The organism is Mycobacterium sp. OAS707 (assembly GCF_014873705.1).
Classification (GTDB): domain Bacteria; phylum Actinomycetota; class Actinomycetes; order Mycobacteriales; family Mycobacteriaceae; genus Mycobacterium.
Window position 1 is genome coordinate 68,063 of record NZ_JADBDS010000006.1, and the last position, 19,705, is coordinate 87,767.

A 19,705-nucleotide genomic window follows, 5' to 3' on the forward strand; every position below is an offset into this window, starting at 1 on the left:
ATATGGCAATCACGTTCAACCACACCATCGTCGCTGCGAAGGACCGCGAGGAATCGGCCCGCTTCTTCACCGAGCTGTTCGGGCTGCCGGCCGCCAAGGAATTCGGCCCGTTCCTGGCGGTGGGGCTCAACCACGACGCCAGCCTTGACTACGCCCAGGTGGCCCAGGGTGAGGACATCCACCCGCAGCACTACGCGTTCCTGGTGTCCGAGGACGAGTTCACCGAGATATATGCACGCATCAAGGCCCGCGGCCTGCAGCACTGGGCCGATCCGCGGGGCGCCAGGCCCGGCGAGATCAACACCAACGACGGCGGCCGTGGCGTCTACTTCCAGGACCCCAGCGGGCACTATCTGGAAATCCTCACCCGGCCCTACGGATCAGGTGCCGGCTGACCCTCGACGCCAGGGTGCCGACACCGTCGCCGTCGAGGCGGCCCAACATCGCTTCTCGGTTGGCAAGCACCGAAACCAAGTCGGCGGCAAGGCCACGGACCAACGGGCCGTGACCGTGCGTCCAGTCGGCGTCGGTGGCGACCAGTCGCAGCCCTCGACTGTTGCGGTAGGCGGGCACGAAGGGGTTCGGCACACGAACTTGGGTGTTGAGCACTGCGACGAGCGCGTCGGCGGGAATCGCCGGCTGGCGGCCCAACGCGAACAGCATGTCGAGTTCGTGGGTGATGTGGTCACCAAGCAGTAGCTGCGGCGGGAAGTATCGGCCGAGCCCCTGAGGCCGCCAGGTCAGCCTGTCGAAGTCGTCGAGCAGTTGCAGCGGAGTTCGCGACACCGCAAGCGATCGCGCCATCGCGGCGTTCGCGCGGTCGAACGACCAACTGTGCCGGCGCATTTCGGCCGTCAGCGCGACTGCGCCTGCGCTGTACCCAACGACCAGATGCGCGAGCACGTCGTGGTTGGACCAGCTGTCGCACAGGCTTGGCCGCGCCCAGTCCTCGGCGCTGAACGCGTCGGACACTGCACAGAAGCGAATGTCGTTAGCCCTCAACCGATCACGCGCGGACATCGAGGTGCTCCTTGAGGAAGGCGGTTTGGTCGGCGAGCACCTGGGCCACCAGCGGCGGGTGGTAGATCGCGAAGTGGTCGGAGTCGTAGTGCCGCTCCACGCCTTTGGGCGCGCGGCGCGCGACCAACGCGGCGTATGCCGGGTCCATCAGGTTTTCCCTGTCGCAGACACACACGAGGAAGGGCGCGTCGATGCGGCGGGCATGGTGAAGGACCGACGTCGTCACCATCGCTACCGCGTCGGCGGCGGCGATGCGGTTGTCGAACTGGCCGTCCGGCGGAACCGTGGAATTCCAACCGGATTGGGCGCCTTCGACGGTGACCATCGCGAACCCGCCCGGCGGCCCGACGATCGGCACGTAGCGTCGACCGCGCTTGGTGGCTATGCGCAGCAGGTCCTCCGCGATCGCGGGTGTCAGCCGCAACGCGGACAACAGCCCCAGTCTGCGGGCGGCGCCGGGCCCGTGCACGATCGGGCACTGCACCACGGCGACCGCGACGTCGTCACGCTCCGCGGCGACGCGGACCACGTTCATGCCGCCGAGACTGGTGCCCCACAACCCGATGCGCCGGTGGTCGATTTCCGGCGTCGCCGTCAGATGGTCGAGCGCCGCGACGACGTCATCGCATTGTTTGCGTATCGAAATATGTTGGCGCGGTTGGCCGTCGGATGCTCCGGTGTTTCGATAGTCGAACGCGACCGTCGCGATTCCTGCGGCGGCGAAGTGTTGTTCGTACTGCGCGAGCATCATGTCGTGCGTTGCGCCGAGACCATGCACCAGGACGACGGCCGGATGCGGGCCAGACCCAGCGGGCAGCGTCAGCCACGCCGCGCATCGGACGCCACCAGACGAGAAATCGACGCGCTCGGTCGGAATGGTCGCGGGCATGTGCACTCCTTCATAAGTACGCTGTACGTGTTGGCTACACTGGCTTACGTACGATGTACTTGTCAAGGAGTCAAAGAATGCGCGCACGGTTCACGACGGAAGAGATCGCCGCGGCGGCGCTGGGCATCGTCGACGCAGAAGGACTGAGCGCGCTCAGCATGCGGTCGCTGGCCGCCGCGCTGGGCACCGGCCCGATGACCGTCTACAACTACGTCGCCGACAAGGAAGGCCTCGAGGAACTCGTGGTCGCCGCGGTTGTCGCGCAGGTTCGACTGCCCGACCCGACCGACGATTGGCGGCACGACGCGTACGCGATCGCCGATGCGATGTGGCGGGGCATCCGTGCGCACCCTGCCGCGATTCCGCTGGTGCTGACTCGCCGGACACTGTCGGCGACCGGTTTTGCCGCCGCCGATGCCTTGATTGCCGCGCTTGCACGCGCCGGTTTAGCGGACCGCGATCGGCTGGCTGCATTTCACGCCGTGCTCGGATTCGTCGTAGGCGCCGCGCAGACCGAACTCGCAGGCCCACTGACCCGCGGCCGCGATGCCGCCGACGCCGCCGCGCGAATCGGCTCAGTGGCCGGCCGGACGTATCCGAATATCGAGGCGCTCGCGAAGGTCGCGACGAAGATGTCGGTTGACGAGGACTTCGACCGCGGGCTGCACATGCTGCTCGACGGCATCGCTACCCGACGGAGTGACCCCGCTGCTCCTCCTGGCCGCGATAGTCGTCGGCCATCTTCGCGACGTGTTTAGGCAGCGCACCGGACGCGACGTCGGCGAGACTGGTCTTCTCGAGCACCGACCGCATGCTGGCCCGCAGCGCGCGCCAAACGTCGGTCAGCGCCGCCGTCGGCCCTGAGTACGGCAGATCGCCGAGCCCGATGTCGCGCACGCTGGCCAGCGGGCCGTCGATACAGCGCAGGACGTCGGCGATGCTGATTTCTCGGGCCGGACGGGCCAGCGCATAGCCGCCGTCCCGGCCGCGATGGCTGCGCACCAGCCGGTCGGTGCGCAGGTCAGACAGGATGTCGACGAGAAATTGCGGCGGAATGCCCTGGGCCTTGGCCAGGTCGTCGGTCTTCGCAAGGACGCCCTCTTCGATGGTGGCCAGCTGCACCATGGCCCTGACGGCATACTCCGCCTTGGCCGACATCCGCATGTTGGTCAGGTTAGTCGGGAATGTCGTGAGCGCTGGGAACCACGACGGCGAACAGGTCGGCCATCGCGGCGAGGCTGGCCGCCTGCATGGCCTCCGCGGACACCGTCTCGTCACCCAGTCCGGGCAGCGCACGGGTGGCCGTCGCCGATGCGACCACCGTCGGCGCATAGCCGAGATTGAACGCGCCGCGGGCCGTCGAGTTCACGCACATGTGCGTCATGAAGCCCGCCAGTACGAGGTTGGTGGCATTGGAGGTCTTCAACACCTCATCGAGGTCCGTCTGCACGAACGAGTTCGGATAGTTCTTCACCACGACGGGCTCGCCGTTGTGCGGTGCGACCTGCGAGACGATCGCGCCACTCTCCCCCTCGATGTCGTACAGCGAACCGGGGCCGTCGTCGTGCTGGATGTGGATGATCGGGATGCCCGCCGAGCGGGCCCGCTCCAGCAGAGCGGCGGCCTCGTCGAGCGCCGCCTGCACGCCCTCGAGTTCCATGATTCCGCGCGTGTAGGTGTTCTGGCAGTCGATCAGGATCAGGGTCGATTCGGCCAGACTGACCGGCCGTTGGGGCAGATCGGCGAGGACGCGCAGGGTCGGGTTGCTCACGCGCAGAGCGTACTGTGCGCACTCATTTGGTGACGGCCAGCACGGCGTCGGCGAATTCGGGGCGACACACGATGAGGTCGGGCAGTCGTGGGTCGGCCTGGTTGTAGACCAGCGGCGTGCCGTCGATGCGCGACGTGTACAGACCGGCCGCGCGGGCCACTGCGACGGGTGCCGCGGAGTCCCACTCGTACTGGCCGCCGGCGTGCACGTAGATGTCGGAGATGCCCTGCACGACGGATGCGACCTTCGCTCCTGCCGAACCCATTTCGACCAGCGTGCCGTCCAGCGCTTCACGCACCGCGAGCGCGATCGCCGGTGGCCTGGTGCGCGACACCACGATTCGCGGCCTGTCCGCGGTGGCCGGCGGCGGGTTGACCGTCGGCGTGACAAGCGTGATGCCCTGTGCGGGAAGGGCAACGGCACCGGCCACCAATTCACCTGCCTGCCACAGCGCAACATGCACAGCCCAGTCCTCGCGGCCCAGTTCGGAGAACTCCCTGGTGCCGTCGAGGGGGTCGACAATCCACACCCGCTCCGAGCTCAGCCGCACCGGGTCATCGGCACCTTCCTCCGACAGCACGGCATCGCCGGGCCGCTCGACGGCCAGCGCCTCCATCAGGAAGTCGTGGGATCGCTTGTCCCCCGCGGCTTTCCGCTCGGCCTCGGTGGCGTCGGCAAGCTCGCTGCGCACATCGAGCAGCAGTTTGCCTGCCTCAGTCGCCAACCGTGCGGCGACGTCGTGGTCGGTCACCGCTTCGATTCCAGTAGCTCGATCACCAGATCGGCGAGCTCCTCCGTGGAGCGGTCCGGCGTGAGCCTGATGTCCGGGTTCTTCGGCTTCTGATACGGGCTGTCGATTCCGGTGAAGTGGGTGATCTCGCCCGCGCGCGCCTTGGCGTACAACCCCTTCGGGTCACGGCGTTCGCAGTCCTCCAGCGGGGTGTCACAGAACACCTCGAAGAAGTCGAGGCCCGCATCGGTGGTCACCTTGCGTGCCAGCGCGCGGTGCTCTTCGAGCGGGCTGATCGCCGGAACGAGCACGACCTGGCCGGAGTCGGCGAGAATCGCCGCGATGTGAGCCAGCCTGCGCTGGTTCTCGGCGCGGTCGGCCATCGAGAAACCGAGGTCGGCGTTCAGGCCGTGCCGCAGGTTGTCACCGTCGAGAACATAGGCGGGCGTTCCCTTTTCGAGCAATTTCTGCTCGACCAGCATGGCCACCGACGACTTGCCCGAGCCGGACAGGCCGGTGAACCACACCGTGCGGCCCTTCGACAGCCGGTCCTCGGAGGTGCACAGCGACTGGTGGCGCACCGTGTTCGGGCTCGACGTGCGCGCCGTCACGTACGGCAGGATCATGCCCGCGGCGACGGTGCCGTTGGTGTTCGGGTCGATCAGGATGAACGAACCCGTCGCGGCGTTGCGGCTGTACTCGTCGAGCAGCAGCGGCACCTGCGTGCGCAGCGAGATGCGGCCCAGCTCATTGAGTTTCAGTGCGGTCGCCGACTTGTCCCGGTGCAGCGTGTTGACATCGAGCCGGTAGTCGAGCGCGGTCACCTTCACGCGAGTGCTGCGGGTGGTGTGCTTGATGATGTAGTCGCGGCCCGGCTCCAGTGAGCTTTCGTCGGCCATCCAGCACACCGTGGCATCGAACTCCTGCGCAACCCGCGGCTGGTTGTTCGGCCGCGCGATCAGGTCGCCCCTGGAGATGTCGATGTCGTCGGCGAGGCTGATCGACACCGCCATCGGCGGAAAGGCTTCCTGCACAGGGCCGCTCGGGCCATTGATTTCGGTGATGCGGCTGGATTTTCCGCTGGGCAGCACGACGATCTCGTCACCGGGCCGCATCACACCGCTGGCCACGGTGCCCGCGTAACTGCGGTGGTCGTGATGATCAAGGCTTTGCGGACGGATCACGTACTGCACAGGGAACCGCACGTCGACCAGGTTGCGGTCGCCCGCGATGTACACGTCTTCCAGATGCGACAGCAGCGAGGGCCCGTCGTACCACGGGGTGTTCTCCGACTTGGTGACGACGTTGTCGCCCTTGAGCGCCGACAACGGAATCGTGGTCACGTCATGGATGTCGAGCCGGGCGGCGAACTCGTGAAAGTCGTCGCGGATCTTCTCGAAGCGCTCACGGTCCCAGTCGACGAGGTCCATCTTGTTGACTGCCAGCACGATGTGCCGGATTCCGAGCAGCGAGGCGAGGAACGCATGCCTGCGCGACTGCTCGAGCAACCCGTGCCTGGCGTCGACCAACACGATCGCCAGCTGCGCGGTCGAGGTTCCCGTGACCATGTTGCGCGTGTACTGGATGTGGCCCGGGGTGTCGGCGATGATGAATTTCCGCTTGGCCGTGGCGAAGTAGCGGTACGCGACGTCAATCGTGATGCCCTGCTCACGCTCGGCGCGCAGACCGTCGGTGACCAGTGCCAGATCGGTGTAGTCATGTCCGCGTTCCTTGGACGTGCGCTCGACCGCGGCGAGCTGGTCCTCCATCACGGCCTTGGAATCGAACAACAGCCTGCCGATGAGCGTGGACTTGCCGTCGTCCACCGAGCCTGCGGTGGCGATGCGGAGAAGTGTTGCCATGTCAGAAATACCCCTCGCGCTTGCGATCTTCCATTCCAGCTTCAGAGATTCGGTCGTCGGCGCGGGTAGCGCCGCGCTCGGTCAGCCGCGAGACGGCGGTTTCGGCGATCACCTCGGACACCGTGCCCGCCAACGACTCGACGCAGCCCGTGCAGGTGACGTCGCCGACGGTGCGGAACCGCACGGTCTTGGTGACGACCTCCTCTTCCTTGCGCGGCTGCATGTACTTGTGCACCGCCAGCAGCATGCCGTCGCGCTCGAACACCTTGCGCTCGTGTGCGTAATAGATCGACGGCAGCTTGATCTTCTCGGCGCCGATGTAGGACCAGATGTCGAACTCGGTCCAGTTGGACAGCGGGAACACGCGGATGTGCTCGCCCTTGTGATGCCGGCCGTTGTAGATGTTCCACAGCTCGGGCCGCTGCGCCTTGGGATCCCACTGGCCGAACTCGTCACGGAAGGAGAACACCCGCTCCTTGGCGCGGGCCTTCTCCTCGTCGCGGCGTGCGCCGCCGAATGCGGCGTCGAACTTGTTCTCGCGGATGGCGCGCAACAGCGTGAAGGTCTGCATCGGGTTGCGCGACGGGATCGTCTCGACCACCCGGCCCGCGTCGATGTCGTCCTGCACCTTGGCCACGACAAGGCGTACTCCGGACTCCGCGACGAGTTCGTCGCGAGCGGCCAGCACCTCGTCGAAGTTGTGCCCGGTGTCGACGTGCATCACCGGGAACGGCAGCCGGCCCGGCCGGAACGCCTTGATCGCCAGGTGCAGCATCACGATGGAGTCCTTGCCGCCGGAGAACAGCAGCACCGGCCGCTCGAACTCCGCGGCCACCTCCCGAATGATGTGGATGGCCTCGGCCTCCAGCGAGCGCAGATGGCTCAGCTCGTAACGGCCAGCGTTCAATTCCTGGGTGGCAGTCATGTCATCCTCGTAAAGTTGGTAGAGATGACCAGAATTATCTGCATAACCCGATATGAAACCAGCCAGGGGCTGCGCTGTCAACGGCGTTCCCCGGCGAGCAGACGCAAAGTGGCGTGTCGCGGCGGCGTGTCGGGCCATTTTGCGTCTGCTCGCGATCAGGTCAGCCGGGAGCGGTGGAGGACCAGCTTCGTGGTGTGCGCCTTGTACGCCTCCGGGGCGTCGTCCCAGTCCGCGGTCAACGTGGTGACGACTTCTGCCGGGAAGTCGTCGGCGGCAACGAAATCCAGCAACTCCGGCAAGACCGGACGGACACTGGACACTGCGATCTTGAGCGAGGCGTCGTTGACGTACATGTGCATCAGCGGCACCTTCGTGCCCGGCGGTAGGTAGAACCCGACCGGTTGGCACACTCCCCCTGGCGCCAGTGACCGCAGCGCCGCGTCGACACCCGCGGCGGTGGCCGTGCCCTCCACCGCGACGTCGTAGTCGCGGCGCGGGATGTCGGCGGTGGTGCGCTTGGCGTTCTTCACCTGGTGCACGCGGGCACCGAACTTCTCTGCGATCGCCAGCCTCTCGGGCCGGTCGTCGACGTAGTCGACGGTCTCGGCGCCGTGGCGCACGGCCAGCCCCGCCGCATACAGGCCGATGCTTTGCGCCGCGCCGCCGAGAATCAACACCCGACCACCCGGTCGTTCGCGCAGCATCGGCACCACACATCGCCAGGCGTCGGCGAGGTTGTCGCTGGCCGACGCCACCCGCAGGGGATCCACCTCGCCGGGCACCTTCACCAGCATGTGATCTGCGAACGGGATGCGCAGCACATCGGCCACCATGCCGCCCCACGGCCCGCTCGCCGGCCCGAAACCGAAGGCCGCCAACGTGTTGGTGCGGGTGGTGGCGCATTTCGCGGTGATCCCGCGTTCGCATTCACGGCAACTGCCACACGACACTGCCCACGGCACGATCACGACGTCGCCGCGTTGCAAACCACTAACCGACGGGCCCGTCTCGATCACCTCCGCAACGCATTCGTGCCCGATCGCGAACGGGCCCACAAACGGGATCGGTCCACACACGCTGGCGACGATCGGATCCACCAGCCCGACGCGCATCCCGACCTGCATCGCACGCGAGACATGCCGATGCACCGGCAGCGCGTCACCGTCGCAGCGCCCCGCAACGAACGGGCGCACCAACGCGTCGCCAGGATCCTGCAGCCGCGGCGCATCGCGTTCTCGCCACTCGAGATGACCCGTGCGAATCAGTTGCAGCTCACGCATTTTCGCGCTCCGCCTTCGCCAGCGCGGCGAGTTCGGCGAATCGGACGATCGCGCCTCCGGCGCCCCAGGTGCCTTCGGGTTGCTCGTGGACGAGCACCCACACCCGCAGCGCGTCCGCCTCGGACAGGCCTGCCGCATCGAGCACATTGGCGGTCGCCTCCTTGACCAGTCCCTCCTTGCGGCGGTCAGACAATGCACCCTGCGGCACCGTCACATCCACGCGGAACCGCGGCGCGTCGTCCTCGAGTGCGGCGAAAGCGCCGGGAGTCACTTCGTCAACCCGGCTCCACGCCTGCGCGCGGAAGAACGCCGTTTCGGGCGCGCCTTCCCACTTGAGCAGCGTGGCCGCCAGGGTTTTCTGCAGGTCACGACGCTTTTCCGCGCTGAGTACGCCGGCGGGCACCGTCAATCCGATCATCGGCATGAGAAACCTCCTATAACGACTGTTATAAATGATGTACCGTAGGCTATAACAGTCGTCATAGCAAGGAGGTCGGCGGTGGCCGATACGGAGTCTCGACAGCGCCTCGTGGCCGGGGCGGCCGACATGATGCGCCGCCGCGGATTGAACGCGACAAGCGTTCGCGAGTTGGCCAAGCACGCGCAGGCACCGCTCGGCTCGACGTATCACTACTTCCCCGGCGGCAAGTACGAGTTGGCCGCCGAGGCGGTGCGGTGGGCCGACGATTTGACCACGCGCGCATTGGTCAAGGAGTTGCAGGCCGGACCGTTGGCCGGCCTCAGAGCATTCCTGAAGATGTGGCGAAAGATCGTGGTCGACAGTGACTTTCGCGCCGGCTGCCCGGTGCTTGCCGCATCCGTCGAGGACCTTCCGGACGACGGAACAGCGCCGCGTGATGCCGCAGCGGTGGCCTTCGGCAACTGGACATCGCTGCTTGCGCAATCACTGCGTGACCATGGCGCATCCGACGCCGAGAGCCTGGCCGTTCTGATCGTGGCAGCCGTCGAGGGCAGCGTGGCGATGTGTCGCGCCCAGCGCAGCACCGAGTCGCTGGATCAGATTGCCGCACAATTGGAGTCGCTGGTCGCTGCCGTCACGGACCGATGACGGCGCCGAGATACTTGCGACTCACCGCCTCATAAGTGCCGTCGTTCTGCGCGATGTTGAGCCACTGGTTGATCCACTGCTGCAGGTCGGTCGCCGGCCGCGAGATGAGATAACCCTTCTGCTCGAACGTGAACGGGTGATCCAGGCTCACGCCGCACAGTTGCGGATTCTGGTTGGCCTGCCACCGGACCTCGCTCGCATCGGTGATCATGACGTCCGCGGCGTTGTCGATGAGTTGGTCGAAGATCGTGTTGTTGTCGGGGTAAGTGACAACCTGCGCTTGCCGCAGATGCTCCTTGTCGAAGTCGGCGTTGGTCCCGCCCGGATTGACCACTACCCGTACGTCTGGGTGGTCGATATCGGCCAACGTCTGAAATTTCGCTGAGTCGGCGCATCGGATGATGGCCGCTTTCCCATCGCGTAGATACGGGGCGCTGTAGAGAGCTTGCTTGGCGCGATTGAGCGTGATCGAGATTCCACCCATCGCGACGTCACACTTGTCGTTCAAGTCCGTGATGAGATTGGCCCACGTGGTCTGCACCACGTCCAACCTGACGCCAAGCCGAGCGGCCATATCATGCGCCATCTCGACGTCGAGCCCGCTCCAATTCCCTTGCGGGTCGCGGTAAGTGAACGGGCGATAGTCGCCGGTGCTGCAAACGCGGACGGCGCCGCGCTGTGCGATGCCCGGCAAACCGCCTGCCGTCTGCATCGTGGTCAGCGGAGCGGATGACCCGCAGCTTGTCAGCAAGACGATCAACACAGCCATCGTGGCCAACCGGATCGCTGTCATCGACTCTCCTCGGTTCGCTTACTTCAGAGGTAATTGATCAGGCGCACATACTGGGTTCATGTCTACTCCCACCCAGCCCCAGACCGGTGCCGACGTCATGGCCCAGTTCATCCCGTCGTCGCCGTTCGTCGCCAAGCTCGGGATCGTCGCCGATGCACTCGATGCCGACGAGGTGCGACTGCGCCTGCCGTGGGACCCGACCAACGTCACGGTCGCCGACATGGTGCACGGCGGCGCGATCGCGGCGCTGGCCGATGTCGCGGTGATGGCCGCGGCATGGGCGGGTGCTGAAGTGCCGGACTCGCTGCGCGGGGTGACGACGTCGATGTCGATGCAGTTTTTGGCGCCTGCGCGCGCGACCGACCTGATTGCGATCGGGCGGGTGCTGCGGCGCGGCAAGACATTGGTGAATTGCGACGTCGACGTCGTGACGCCGGAGGGTGAGGCAGTCGCGAAGGCGATCGCGACCTACAAAGTGGGCTGACCTACAAGTGGGCTAACGCCATTAGGTGACCGGTAGAGGCGTCAGCCGACGCTGCCCGGTGTTCCGATTGGAACCTGCAGACCCACCCAGTTGCACGGTGTCCAGGTTCGCCACGCGATCAGCGCGCACTGCTGCTCGGGACTGAGCGATGGCGCACACGGCGGGGTCCCGGGCACTCCACACACAGGATCGGCCGAGGCGATACCCACACCTACAAAGCCGCCAACGCTGATCGAGCCGGCGACGACCCCGATCATCAGAAATCGTTTTAACATGTCAAGCCCTGCCTTCTGTCGTTCACGCCAAGGGGTGCGCTGCACTTGTCGCTGGAGCCACCCCGATGGCTGTCGCTGCCACGACAAGGGTTCGGACCGTTTGGAGTCCCTGTTTTGATCTAGAAAATCCGGCGGTCCGCCCCCGAAGCGCGTCCGCCTACAGCACCAAGTCTGCGCGCGAATCGGCGACATTGAATCAGGTGTTTCCCTATGTCTTGTTTGCTGGACGACGTCGATGTCGATGCAGTTTCTGGCGCCTGCGCGCGCGATCGACCTGATCGCGATCGGGCGGGTGCTGCGGCGCGGCAAGACGTTGGTGAATTGCGACGTCGACGTCGTGACGCCGGGGGGTGAGGCGGTCGCGAAGGCGATCGCGACCTACAAAGTGGGTTAGAGCGTGACCTCGTTCAGCCGACCCGTGGCGACGTCGAAGATGAATCCGCGCAGCGATTCGTGTTTGGTGACGAACGGGTTTGCCTCGATGCGGCGCAGCGACTGACGCACATCCTCTTCGAGATCGACGAAGGACTCCGCCGCCCACTCGGGCTTGATGCCGGTCTCGTCCTGAATCTGCTGTTTGAATCCGTCGTCGGTGAAAGTCAGCATGCCGCAGTCGGTGTGGTGAATCAGGATGATCTCTTTGGTGCCGAGCAACCGCTGACTGATCGCCAGCGAGCGGATCTCGTCGTCGGTGATGACGCCCCCCGCATTGCGGATGACGTGTGCCTCGCCGTCGCCAAGCCCGAGGATCCGGTAGACGTCGAGCCTGGCGTCCATGCACGCCACCACCGCGACGTGCTTGCTCGGCGGCAGCGGCAGTGGGCCACTGAACGTGCTGGCGTACGCCTCGTTGTTCTTCAAATATTCGTCGGTCACGGACATTGGGACCTCCTCGAAGACCTGCAGGAGACCATAGCAACGCAGCGACGCAGCGCCAGCCAAAAAATCATCGTGAACAGGCCGCGACGGCCGCCCTGCCGGGGGTAGCAGGGCGGCCGTCTGATCAGGGCGGACTAGCGCGGTTGACTCAGGTCGTAGACGGTTGTGCCGCCGACCTCGATCGGGGTGAAGTTCTGCTTCACCCACGTCGTGATCTCCTGCGCCGGGCCCGAGCGGTCCCGACCGGGACCTCGGTGGTTGTCGCTGCCGATGAAGTACCGGACCTCGTGGTCGGCGACGTAGCCCTGGAACTGCGCCAGCGTCGGTGAGTTGTCCGATCCGGTGAAGCCGCCGATCGCCATCAGGGAAGTGCCTGTCTTGAGTTCGAGGCTGCTCACCCCCATCGAACCGATACTGGCTGCGGCCCAACGACTGTCGGTACCTTTGAGAAGTTGCGCCAGCGCCTCGTTGTCCTCGTTGGCGGCACCGGGGCCGCGTCCACCGAACGGCCCGCCTGACCCGCCGCCGAAGCCGGCGTCGCGGCTGGGACCTGACATCGTGCCAGGCCCGCTGTGGGCCTGCGTGACGTTGTAGAGCGAGAACGCGGTGGGCGCGGCGAGGCCGAAAAGTGCTGCAGCAGCTATGAGTACGACCGCGGCGCGGCCGAGACGGTGGGCACCGACCGCGATGACAGCCGCGACGATCACGCATCCGGCCAGCACGATCCAGCGCAATGCGGGCAGCCAATCCGGCGTGCGGTCGAGCAGAATGAACGCCCAGACGCCGGTGAACGCGGCCATCACCGCAAGCAAGAGCCGCTGCATCAGGAACTCCCTGCCACGCCACAACTCGACCGCGGAGATCCCGACCAGCGCCGCGACGGCCGGCGCCAAAGCCACTGTGTAATACGGGTGCACGGTGCCGTCCATGAAACTGAACACCGCGCCGGTGACCAGCACCCAGCCGCCCCACAACAACAGTCCTGCCCGAACGGATCCGGTGCGCGCCGTGCGGCGGGTGAACCAGAGACCCGCGGCAAGCCCGATCAACGCGGCGGGCAACAGCCAGGACGCTTCCACACCCATCGACGGACCGAACAGCCTGCCGATACCCGGTTCGCCACCGAAGAACAGGTTGGCCCCCTTCGGCCCTCCTCCGCCGGGACCGCGGCCGGGACCACCCTCACCACCGGCGATGCGCTGGATTCCGTTGTAGCCCAACGCAAGCTGTAACAGGCTGTTGTCGGTGGACCCGCCGATGTACGGCCGCGAGTCCGCGGGCCAGAGGCTGACCAGTGCGACGTACCAACCACCCGAAACCACCATCACGGCGGCGCCGACGAGCAGCTTGCCGATGCGCTGCCAGATGCCCACGGGCGCGGCGATGAGGAACGCCAGCGCAAGACCGGGCACGATCAGGAAGGCCTGCAGCATCTTGGTAAGGAACGCAAACCCAACAACGAGACCCACCAACGCAATCCAGCGCGTGCCGCCCGTCTGGATGGCCCGCACCATGAAGTACGCGGCGGCCACGAGCAGCAACACGAGCAGGGCGTCGGGGTTGTTGTACCGGAACATCAGCGCGGCGACCGGCGTCACCGCGAGTGCTGCGCCCGCGATCAGACCGGCGACGGGTCCGCTGGTGCGCCGCACCGTCAGATACAGCAGTCCGACCGCTCCGACACCCATCAACGCCTCGGGCAGCAGCATGGTGAACGCGCTGAACCCGAACAGCCTGCCGAACAAGCCCATCACCCACAGCGCGGCGGGTGGCTTGTCGACGGTGATCGCATTGCCCGCGTCCAGTGAGCCGAACAGCCACGCCTTCCAGTCCTGCGTGGCTGCCTGCGCCGCGGCGGCGTAGTAGTCGTTGGCCCATCCGGAGGATCCAAGTCCCCACAGATACAGCACCGCGGTCGCCGCAAGCAGCGTCAGCACCGCGGGACGGACCCATCGCGCGTTGCGTCGCGCCTCTGGTACCGCCGCGGTCTGCGGGGGTACTTCGGTGATCGTCATGTAGGCAGTTTCCTTTGCGTCGTGGGTGGGGGTTCAGCGCGATCGGCGTGGGTGAAAGACCCAGCCGCGCAGGAGGACAAAGCGCACGGCAGTGGCGACCAGGTTCGCCAGCACCAGTGCTGCGAGTTCGACCAGGTGGTGTGGCTGCGCGACCACCGCGTGCAGCAGGGCCAGCGAGCCGCTCGTGATCGTCAGCGCGATGCCGAATACGACGAGACCCTCGAAGTGATGGCGGGTCGCGTTGGTGCGGCCGCCGACGCCGAACGTGAACCGCCGATTCGCTGCGGTGTTGCCAACCGCCGTGAGCAGCAAGGCGATCAGGTTTGCCGCCTGGGCGCCTGCCCAGCCCTGCATCAGCATGAACAGCAGCACATAGGCCGCGGTCGATGCGACACCGATGGCGCCGAACCGAACCACCTGGCGAAACAGCGAGCCTGGTGCGGCCGATTTCCGCGATGAACCCAATTGTGCGGCAATGGTGTTCACCGGGATCGAACCGTCGGCGAAGCCTCGCAACATCCGCCCGATGCCCTTGAGGTCAGCCGTCGCCGTGGCGACGATGTCGACGCGACTGTCCGGATCGTCCACCCAGTCCACCGGGACTTCGTGGATCCGCAGTCCGCTGCGCTCCGCGAGCACCAGCAGTTCGGTGTCGAAGAACCAGCCGGTGTCGGAAACGTGCGGCAGAAGACGCTCGGCGACGTCGGCGCGGATGGCCTTGAACCCGCACTGCGCATCGGAAAAGCCAGCGGCCAGTGTCGATTTCAGGATCAGGTTGTAGCAGCGCGAAATGATCTCGCGCTTCGGGCCGCGCACAACCCGTGCGCCGCGGCCGAGCCGGGTGCCGATAGCGAGGTCCGAGTGGCCCGAGATGAGTGGCGCGACCAGCGGGGCGAGCGCGGCCAGGTCGGTCGACAGGTCGACGTCCATGTAGGCCAACACCGGAGCATCGGAGGCCGACCAGACCGCGTGCAGTGCGCGGCCGCGTCCCTTCTGCTCGAGCCGGACGACGCGGACATCGGGCAACTCGTCGGCGAGTTCGGCCGCGATGCGTGGCGTGTCGTCGATGCTGGCGTTGTCGGCAATCGTGATGCGCGCCTCGAACGGCAGGTTCTCCCGAAGATAGCGATGCAATCGGTGCACAGAGTCGGCGAGCGCGGCTTGTTCGTTGTACACCGGTACCACGACGTCGAGCACTGGCACGCCGGCGGCGCGGGCCGCCACGGCGGCGTTCGGCCGCGATTCGAAGTGGTGAGCCAGTCCGGTGAGCGGTTCAAGGGCGATGTCTGTCATGAGAACCATGGTTGAGTAGCAGCGTGTGTCCGTCGTGGGCCTTAGCTATGCCCTGGCTATGAATCGCGGGGCGGTTGCGTGAGGTCATAAATGACCACGCGGTCGACGGTCAGCGGGGTGTAGTGGGTCTCGACCCAGTTGGCGATATCGGTGGACTCGCTGCTGCCTGTCACGCGGCCCCAGTGGCCGATCATCATCTTGCCGCGGACGAAGTAGTGGATCCGTCCGTCCGCCACGTATCGCTGAAACTGCTCCAGCGTCGGTGACGGGTCGGTGCCGTTGAATCCGCCGATCGCCATGATCGGTGCGCCCGTTGCCAATTGGTAGCCGGCGGCGTTGTTCGAGCCGACGGCCGCCGCGGCCCAGGTGAAGTCGCGCGCATTCGCGGACAGCTTCGCAGTCAATGCCTGTCCCGGTGTCGGCGAGTCGAGCAGGCCGCCCGGGCCGGTGAATCCGCCGAAGCCATGCCTCGCGGGGCCGACGGACGGGATGGCGCCGCTGTGCGGGACGGCCGCGGTCGCAACCGAATACACCGCGGGCGCTGCCAGACACGCCACAACAGCCAGCGCGGCCGCCGACCGAGCAACCGCCAGGGGTAGGCGGCCCGCGACCAGCAGCAGCACTGCCGCGCCCACTCCCCCGACCGCGACCGCGGCCCGCAGCCACGGCAGCCATTCGCTGTCCCGCGACAACAGCACCGCCGCGAGGATGGTGGTGACCAGGACCGTGCCTGACAATGCCATCGCGGCCCGCAGGTCGGATCGGTTGCGCCACAGCAGCATTGCCCCGATACCGATCGAGGCGCCGACCGCGGGCGCCAGTGCGACGGTGTAGTAAGGGTGCAGAATGCCGTTGGCGAAGCTGAATACCAGCGCGGTGACGGTCAGCCAGCCACCCCACAGGATGAGCGCGGCCCGCGTCGGATCCGTGCGCGGTGCCCGCCTGGTGATGAGGAACCCCGCACCGAGGCAGATCAGCGCGGCAGGCAGCAGCCACCCGATGTCCAGCCCCATCCCGTTGCCGAAGAGCCGGCCCCATCCGACATCGAAGTTGAGGTTGCCGAGCCCGCCGGGCTCGTCACCGGTCAACCGGCCCAAACCGTTGTAGCCCAACGCCAACTCGACGATGCTGTTGTGCTGCGAGCCGCCGATGTAGGGCCGCGCATTCGCGGGCCACAACTCCACGAGCAACAGATACCAGCCGCCCGACACGACAACGGCGGCGAGGGCCGCGAGCAGATCGACGACGCGCCGTCGCATCCGGTGCGGACCCGCGATCAGATACGCCGCGGCGAGTCCCGGCAACACCAGGAATGCCTGCAGCATCTTGGCAAGAAACCCGAAGCCGACGAGGACGCCCGCGCCGATCAACCACCAAGGGCTGCTGTCCTTTTCGCACGCTCGCGCCACACAATAAGCGGCGCCGACGAGAAGCAGCACCAGCAGCGCGTCGGGATTGTTGAACCGAAATATCAGTGCGGCCACGGGCGTCAGCGCGAACACCGCGCCCGCCAGCAGCGCCGCGCCTTCACCGCTAACCCGTCGCACCGCGGCATACAACAACGCCACGGCCGCGACACCTTCCAGCGCCTGTGGCACCAGGACGCTCCACGGGTTGAGCCCGAACAGTCGCACCGAGATGTCGATGATCCACAGCGCGGCGGGCGTCTTGTCGACGGTGATCGCGTTGGCGGCATCGCTCGACCCGAAAAGCATCGCTGTCCAGTCGCTGGCGCCGGCCTGTGCAGCGGCGGAGTAGAACGCGTTGCCCCAACCGCTCACCGAGAGGTTCCACAGGTACAGCACGGCCGTCGCGACCAGAAGTAGGCCCAGGCGGACCCGCGAGCAGACGCAGATGGCCCCAAAACCGCGGCGTGTCGGGGCCATTTGCGTCTGCTCGGCGGGGAGAACCAGGGTGGTCATCAAGGCGAGTTTCGTTGAGCGCGCTAGGCGCCGGATTTGGGCGAGCTGTGAGTCGACTGTGGATCACCAGGAAAGCGCACGACGAACTCGGTCTTGCCGGGCACGCTGTGCACCCCGATGGTGCCGCTGTGGGCCCGCACCACTGCGGCGACGATCGCCAGTCCGAGGCCGGTGCTGCCGCCACGCCGCGACCGCGACGAATCGCCGCGGGCGAAGCGCTCGAATATCTCGGGCTGCAGCCACGGCGGAATGCCAGGACCGTCGTCGGCGACCGTGAGCGCGGCGCCGCCGGAATCGTCGATGGACAGCGATGTCGTGACGGTGGTGCCTGCAGGCGTATGCGTCCTGGCGTTCGCGAGCAGATTGGCGAGCACTTGGTGCAGCCGGGCTTCGTCGCCGGTGACGACAACGGGCTCGTCGGGCAGATCCAGCGACCACTGATGGTCGGGTCCGGCGATATGGGCGTCGCTGACCGCGTCGACGACGAGTCGGGACAAGTCGACCTGCTCGCGCTCCAACGGCCGTCCGGTGTCCAGCCGAGCCAACAGCAGCATGTCCTCGACGAGTTGCGTCATGCGCTCGGTTTCGGATTCGACGCGGCTCATCGCATGCGCGACGTCGTCGGGCAGGTCATCCCTTTTGCGTTGCGCCAGTTCGGTATAGCCGCGAATCGCGGCCAGCGGCGTACGCAGTTCGTGACTGGCGTCGGCGACGAACTGACGCACGCGCGTTTCGCTGGCGTGGCGGGCAGACAGCGCACCGGCGATACGATCCAACATCCGGTTCAGCGCCGAGCCGAGCTGTCCGATCTCGGTGTCCGCGCTGAGGGGATCGACCTTGACGATCGGCGTCGGCAGTCGCACCTCGCCGCGGTCGAGTTCAAGGTCGGCCACCTGCCGGGCAGCCTCGGAAACCCTTGACAGCGGCGCAAGTTGGCGACGGATGATGATGATGCCCGCGGTGGTGCCGCCGACAAGTGCTACCGCGCCGACTACGCCGAAGATGACCATCACCGTCAACAAGGTGTCGTCGACGTCCGAGGTGGGCAACCCCGTCACGATCGTCTCGCCGGGACCGCGGGCGTGCATAGCGACGACGCGGTAGCGGCCAAGGCCGTCGAGCCTCATCGTGATCGGTTTGTCGTTCGGCAGCACAGTGGCGAGTTGTTTGGCTGCGGTGCTGCTGATTTCGGACTGTGTGCCGTCTGCGTTGATGATGCCCGCATCGACAGGGGCGCCGCGGCTCACCACCGCCCCGACCGTGCGGGCCGCTTGGCCCGGGGCGTTGAGGAAGTAGGGGCCAGGCCCGAAGTCGTTACGAATGATGATGCGCCGCGTGAAGTCTGGCGGCGGGAAGCCAGGCACCTGCTCCATGCCGGGCGGTCCCGGTGGCCCTGGTCGTCCGGGCGGCCCCATCGGAGGCCCGAACTCGAACAGCCCGACCGAACGGTGACCGGTTTCGGCCAGCCGGTCGTCGAGTTGATTCATCAAAAAGCGTTGCAGCGCAAGCTCGGTGCCCACCCCGATCGCCGCGCACACCAAGGCCAGCAGGACGATCTGAGAGGCGAGCAGCCTGGCCCGCAGCGACCAACTGCGCGGCGAGCGGAAGCGGCCGCGCCGGACCTCAGCGGGGGGGCTTGAGGACATAACCCGCGCCGCGCAAGGTGTGGATCATCGGCTCACGCCCGTTGTCGATCTTCTTGCGCAGATACGACACGTAAAGCTCGACGATGTTGGACCGACCACCGAAGTCATAACTCCACACTCGGTCCAGTATTTGCGCTTTGCTGAGCACGCGTTTGGCGTTGCGCATCATGAATCGCAACAGCTCGAACTCGGTCGCGGTCAGTGAGATCAGCTCGCCGCCGCGGGTGACTTCGTGGCTGTCCTCGTCGAGGACCAGATCGCCGACGATCACCTTGGCGCCCCCCGTCTCGCTCGTCACGCCGGTGCGCCGCAGCAGCGCGCGCAGCCGCAGCACCACCTCTTCGAGGCTGAACGGTTTGGTGACGTAATCGTCGCCGCCTGCGGTCAAACCGGCGATGCGGTCCTCGACCGAGTCTTTCGCGGTCAACAGGAGCAATGGCAGGCCGGGAATCTGCTCACGCAGCTTGTGCAGCACGTCGAGCCCGCTCATGTCCGGCAGCATCACGTCGAGCACCACCACATCGGGCGGCGTCTCCCTCGCCGACGCGATCGCCGAGGCGCCGTCGCCCGCCGTCGCGATCTCCCATCCCTCGTACCGCAGGGCCATCGACACGAGTTCGGCGAGCACCGGCTCGTCATCGACGACCAGCACGTGGATCGGCTTGCCGTCCGCACGCCGCATCACCACGCGCGCGGGTTCGGTCTCGTTCACGCTGAAAGCGCTGGGAGTGGACACGCGCCCATTATTCGTCGCGGCCATAGGTCTCGACTGTGCCTTGTCTATGTGTCGGCTGTGAAGGCGTCCAGGTATACGAGATTTCGGCAACACGCACAGCGGACTCACATGAACGG

Annotated in this window: 20 protein-coding genes and 1 pseudogene; 5 read left to right on the plus strand and 16 right to left on the minus strand. The window is 66.4% G+C overall.

What is annotated here, in order from left to right:
• Window positions 1–2 precede the first annotated feature (2 nt).
• On the plus strand, window positions 3–395 hold the full coding sequence (locus GGC64_RS31595) for a VOC family protein (RefSeq protein WP_192726559.1): 393 nt from the start codon (window positions 3–5) through the stop codon (window positions 393–395).
• On the opposite strand, the gene GGC64_RS31600 is transcribed toward GGC64_RS31595, so the two are convergent.
• Both GGC64_RS31600 and GGC64_RS31605 read right to left on the minus strand, forming a co-directional pair.
• Window positions 364–1,020, minus strand: coding sequence for a maleylpyruvate isomerase family mycothiol-dependent enzyme (locus GGC64_RS31600; protein WP_192726560.1), 657 nt, complete (start codon window positions 1,018–1,020; stop codon window positions 364–366). The two genes, GGC64_RS31595 and GGC64_RS31600, sit on opposite strands and share 32 nt — an antisense overlap.
• On the minus strand, window positions 1,007–1,909 hold the full coding sequence (locus tag GGC64_RS31605; RefSeq protein ID WP_192726561.1) for an alpha/beta hydrolase: 903 nt from the start codon (window positions 1,907–1,909) through the stop codon (window positions 1,007–1,009). The genes GGC64_RS31600 and GGC64_RS31605 overlap by 14 nt, the downstream gene beginning before the upstream one ends.
• A 77-nt stretch (window positions 1,910–1,986) precedes the next feature.
• Between GGC64_RS31605 and GGC64_RS31610 the strand changes: the two genes are divergently transcribed.
• On the plus strand, window positions 1,987–2,667 hold the full coding sequence (locus GGC64_RS31610; protein WP_192726562.1) for a TetR/AcrR family transcriptional regulator: 681 nt from the start codon (window positions 1,987–1,989) through the stop codon (window positions 2,665–2,667).
• Here the strand turns inward: GGC64_RS31610 and GGC64_RS31615 are convergent.
• The 7 genes from GGC64_RS31615 to GGC64_RS31645 all read right to left on the minus strand — a co-directional run bounded on the left by GGC64_RS31615 (window position 2,597) and on the right by GGC64_RS31645 (window position 8,901).
• Window positions 2,597–3,073 carry an RrF2 family transcriptional regulator gene (locus tag GGC64_RS31615; protein WP_192726563.1) on the minus strand — a complete coding sequence of 159 codons (477 nt, stop codon included), beginning with the start codon at window positions 3,071–3,073 and terminating at the stop codon, window positions 2,597–2,599. The genes GGC64_RS31610 and GGC64_RS31615 overlap by 71 nt on opposite strands.
• Before the next feature lie 10 nt (window positions 3,074–3,083).
• Window positions 3,084–3,680, minus strand: coding sequence for a cysteine hydrolase family protein (locus GGC64_RS31620; RefSeq protein WP_192726564.1), 597 nt, complete (start codon window positions 3,678–3,680; stop codon window positions 3,084–3,086).
• Between the two features lie 22 nt (window positions 3,681–3,702).
• Window positions 3,703–4,431, minus strand: coding sequence for a 3'(2'),5'-bisphosphate nucleotidase CysQ (locus GGC64_RS31625; RefSeq protein ID WP_192726565.1), 729 nt, complete (start codon window positions 4,429–4,431; stop codon window positions 3,703–3,705).
• Complete coding sequence (gene cysN, locus GGC64_RS31630) at window positions 4,428–6,272, minus strand: sulfate adenylyltransferase subunit CysN (RefSeq protein ID WP_255529013.1); 1,845 nt, start codon at window positions 6,270–6,272, stop codon at window positions 4,428–4,430. Before cysN ends, GGC64_RS31625 begins: the two co-directional genes overlap by 4 nt.
• Window position 6,273: 1 nt before the next feature.
• Entirely contained in the window at window positions 6,274–7,197 is a 924-nt protein-coding gene (gene cysD, locus GGC64_RS31635; protein WP_192726566.1) for a sulfate adenylyltransferase subunit CysD, read from the minus strand.
• A gap of 155 nt (window positions 7,198–7,352) precedes the next feature.
• On the minus strand, window positions 7,353–8,477 hold the full coding sequence (locus GGC64_RS31640) for a zinc-binding dehydrogenase (protein ID WP_192726567.1): 1,125 nt from the start codon (window positions 8,475–8,477) through the stop codon (window positions 7,353–7,355).
• Window positions 8,470–8,901: a tautomerase family protein gene (locus tag GGC64_RS31645; protein ID WP_192726568.1), complete on the minus strand. Its 432-nt coding sequence runs from the start codon at window positions 8,899–8,901 to the stop codon at window positions 8,470–8,472. The genes GGC64_RS31640 and GGC64_RS31645 overlap by 8 nt, the downstream gene beginning before the upstream one ends.
• Before the next feature lie 75 nt (window positions 8,902–8,976).
• On the opposite strand from GGC64_RS31645, the gene GGC64_RS31650 reads away from it, so the two are divergent.
• Window positions 8,977–9,546, plus strand: a complete 570-nt coding sequence (locus GGC64_RS31650) for a helix-turn-helix domain-containing protein (RefSeq protein WP_192726569.1) — start codon at window positions 8,977–8,979, stop codon at window positions 9,544–9,546.
• Here the strand turns inward: GGC64_RS31650 and GGC64_RS31655 are convergent.
• Window positions 9,533–10,339 carry a transporter substrate-binding domain-containing protein gene (locus GGC64_RS31655; RefSeq protein ID WP_192726570.1) on the minus strand — a complete coding sequence of 269 codons (807 nt, stop codon included), beginning with the start codon at window positions 10,337–10,339 and terminating at the stop codon, window positions 9,533–9,535. The genes GGC64_RS31650 and GGC64_RS31655 overlap by 14 nt on opposite strands.
• 58 nt (window positions 10,340–10,397) lie before the next feature.
• Between GGC64_RS31655 and GGC64_RS31660 the strand changes: the two genes are divergently transcribed.
• Together GGC64_RS31660 and GGC64_RS31665 are read left to right on the plus strand one after the other, a co-directional pair.
• Window positions 10,398–10,823 (plus strand): PaaI family thioesterase, encoded by a 426-nt coding sequence (locus tag GGC64_RS31660; protein ID WP_192726571.1) that lies wholly within the window; start codon window positions 10,398–10,400, stop codon window positions 10,821–10,823.
• A gap of 501 nt (window positions 10,824–11,324) precedes the next feature.
• Window positions 11,325–11,492: pseudogene (locus GGC64_RS31665) on the plus strand (PaaI family thioesterase); the annotation flags it as partial.
• On the opposite strand, the gene GGC64_RS31670 reads toward GGC64_RS31665, so the two are convergent.
• From GGC64_RS31670 to GGC64_RS31695, 6 genes are all read right to left on the minus strand, one after another.
• Window positions 11,489–11,980: a carbonic anhydrase gene (locus GGC64_RS31670; RefSeq protein ID WP_192726572.1), complete on the minus strand. Its 492-nt coding sequence runs from the start codon at window positions 11,978–11,980 to the stop codon at window positions 11,489–11,491. The pseudogene GGC64_RS31665 and the gene GGC64_RS31670 overlap by 4 nt on opposite strands.
• Window positions 11,981–12,111: 131 nt before the next feature.
• On the minus strand, window positions 12,112–13,992 hold the full coding sequence (locus GGC64_RS31675) for a glycosyltransferase family 39 protein (RefSeq protein ID WP_192726573.1): 1,881 nt from the start codon (window positions 13,990–13,992) through the stop codon (window positions 12,112–12,114).
• 33 nt (window positions 13,993–14,025) lie between these two features.
• The gene (locus GGC64_RS31680) at window positions 14,026–15,294 is read right to left on the minus strand and encodes a bifunctional glycosyltransferase family 2/GtrA family protein (protein WP_192726574.1); all 1,269 of its coding nucleotides are present in this window, start codon (window positions 15,292–15,294) and stop codon (window positions 14,026–14,028) included.
• Between the two features lie 47 nt (window positions 15,295–15,341).
• Window positions 15,342–17,207 carry a glycosyltransferase family 39 protein gene (locus tag GGC64_RS31685; protein WP_192726575.1) on the minus strand — a complete coding sequence of 622 codons (1,866 nt, stop codon included), beginning with the start codon at window positions 17,205–17,207 and terminating at the stop codon, window positions 15,342–15,344.
• 23 nt (window positions 17,208–17,230) lie between these two features.
• On the minus strand, window positions 17,231–18,853 hold the full coding sequence (locus tag GGC64_RS31690) for a cell wall metabolism sensor histidine kinase WalK (protein WP_225952749.1): 1,623 nt from the start codon (window positions 18,851–18,853) through the stop codon (window positions 17,231–17,233).
• Window positions 18,831–19,535, minus strand: coding sequence for a response regulator transcription factor (locus GGC64_RS31695; RefSeq protein WP_192726991.1), 705 nt, complete (start codon window positions 19,533–19,535; stop codon window positions 18,831–18,833). The genes GGC64_RS31690 and GGC64_RS31695 overlap by 23 nt, the downstream gene beginning before the upstream one ends.
• Window positions 19,536–19,705: the final 170 nt, after the last annotated feature.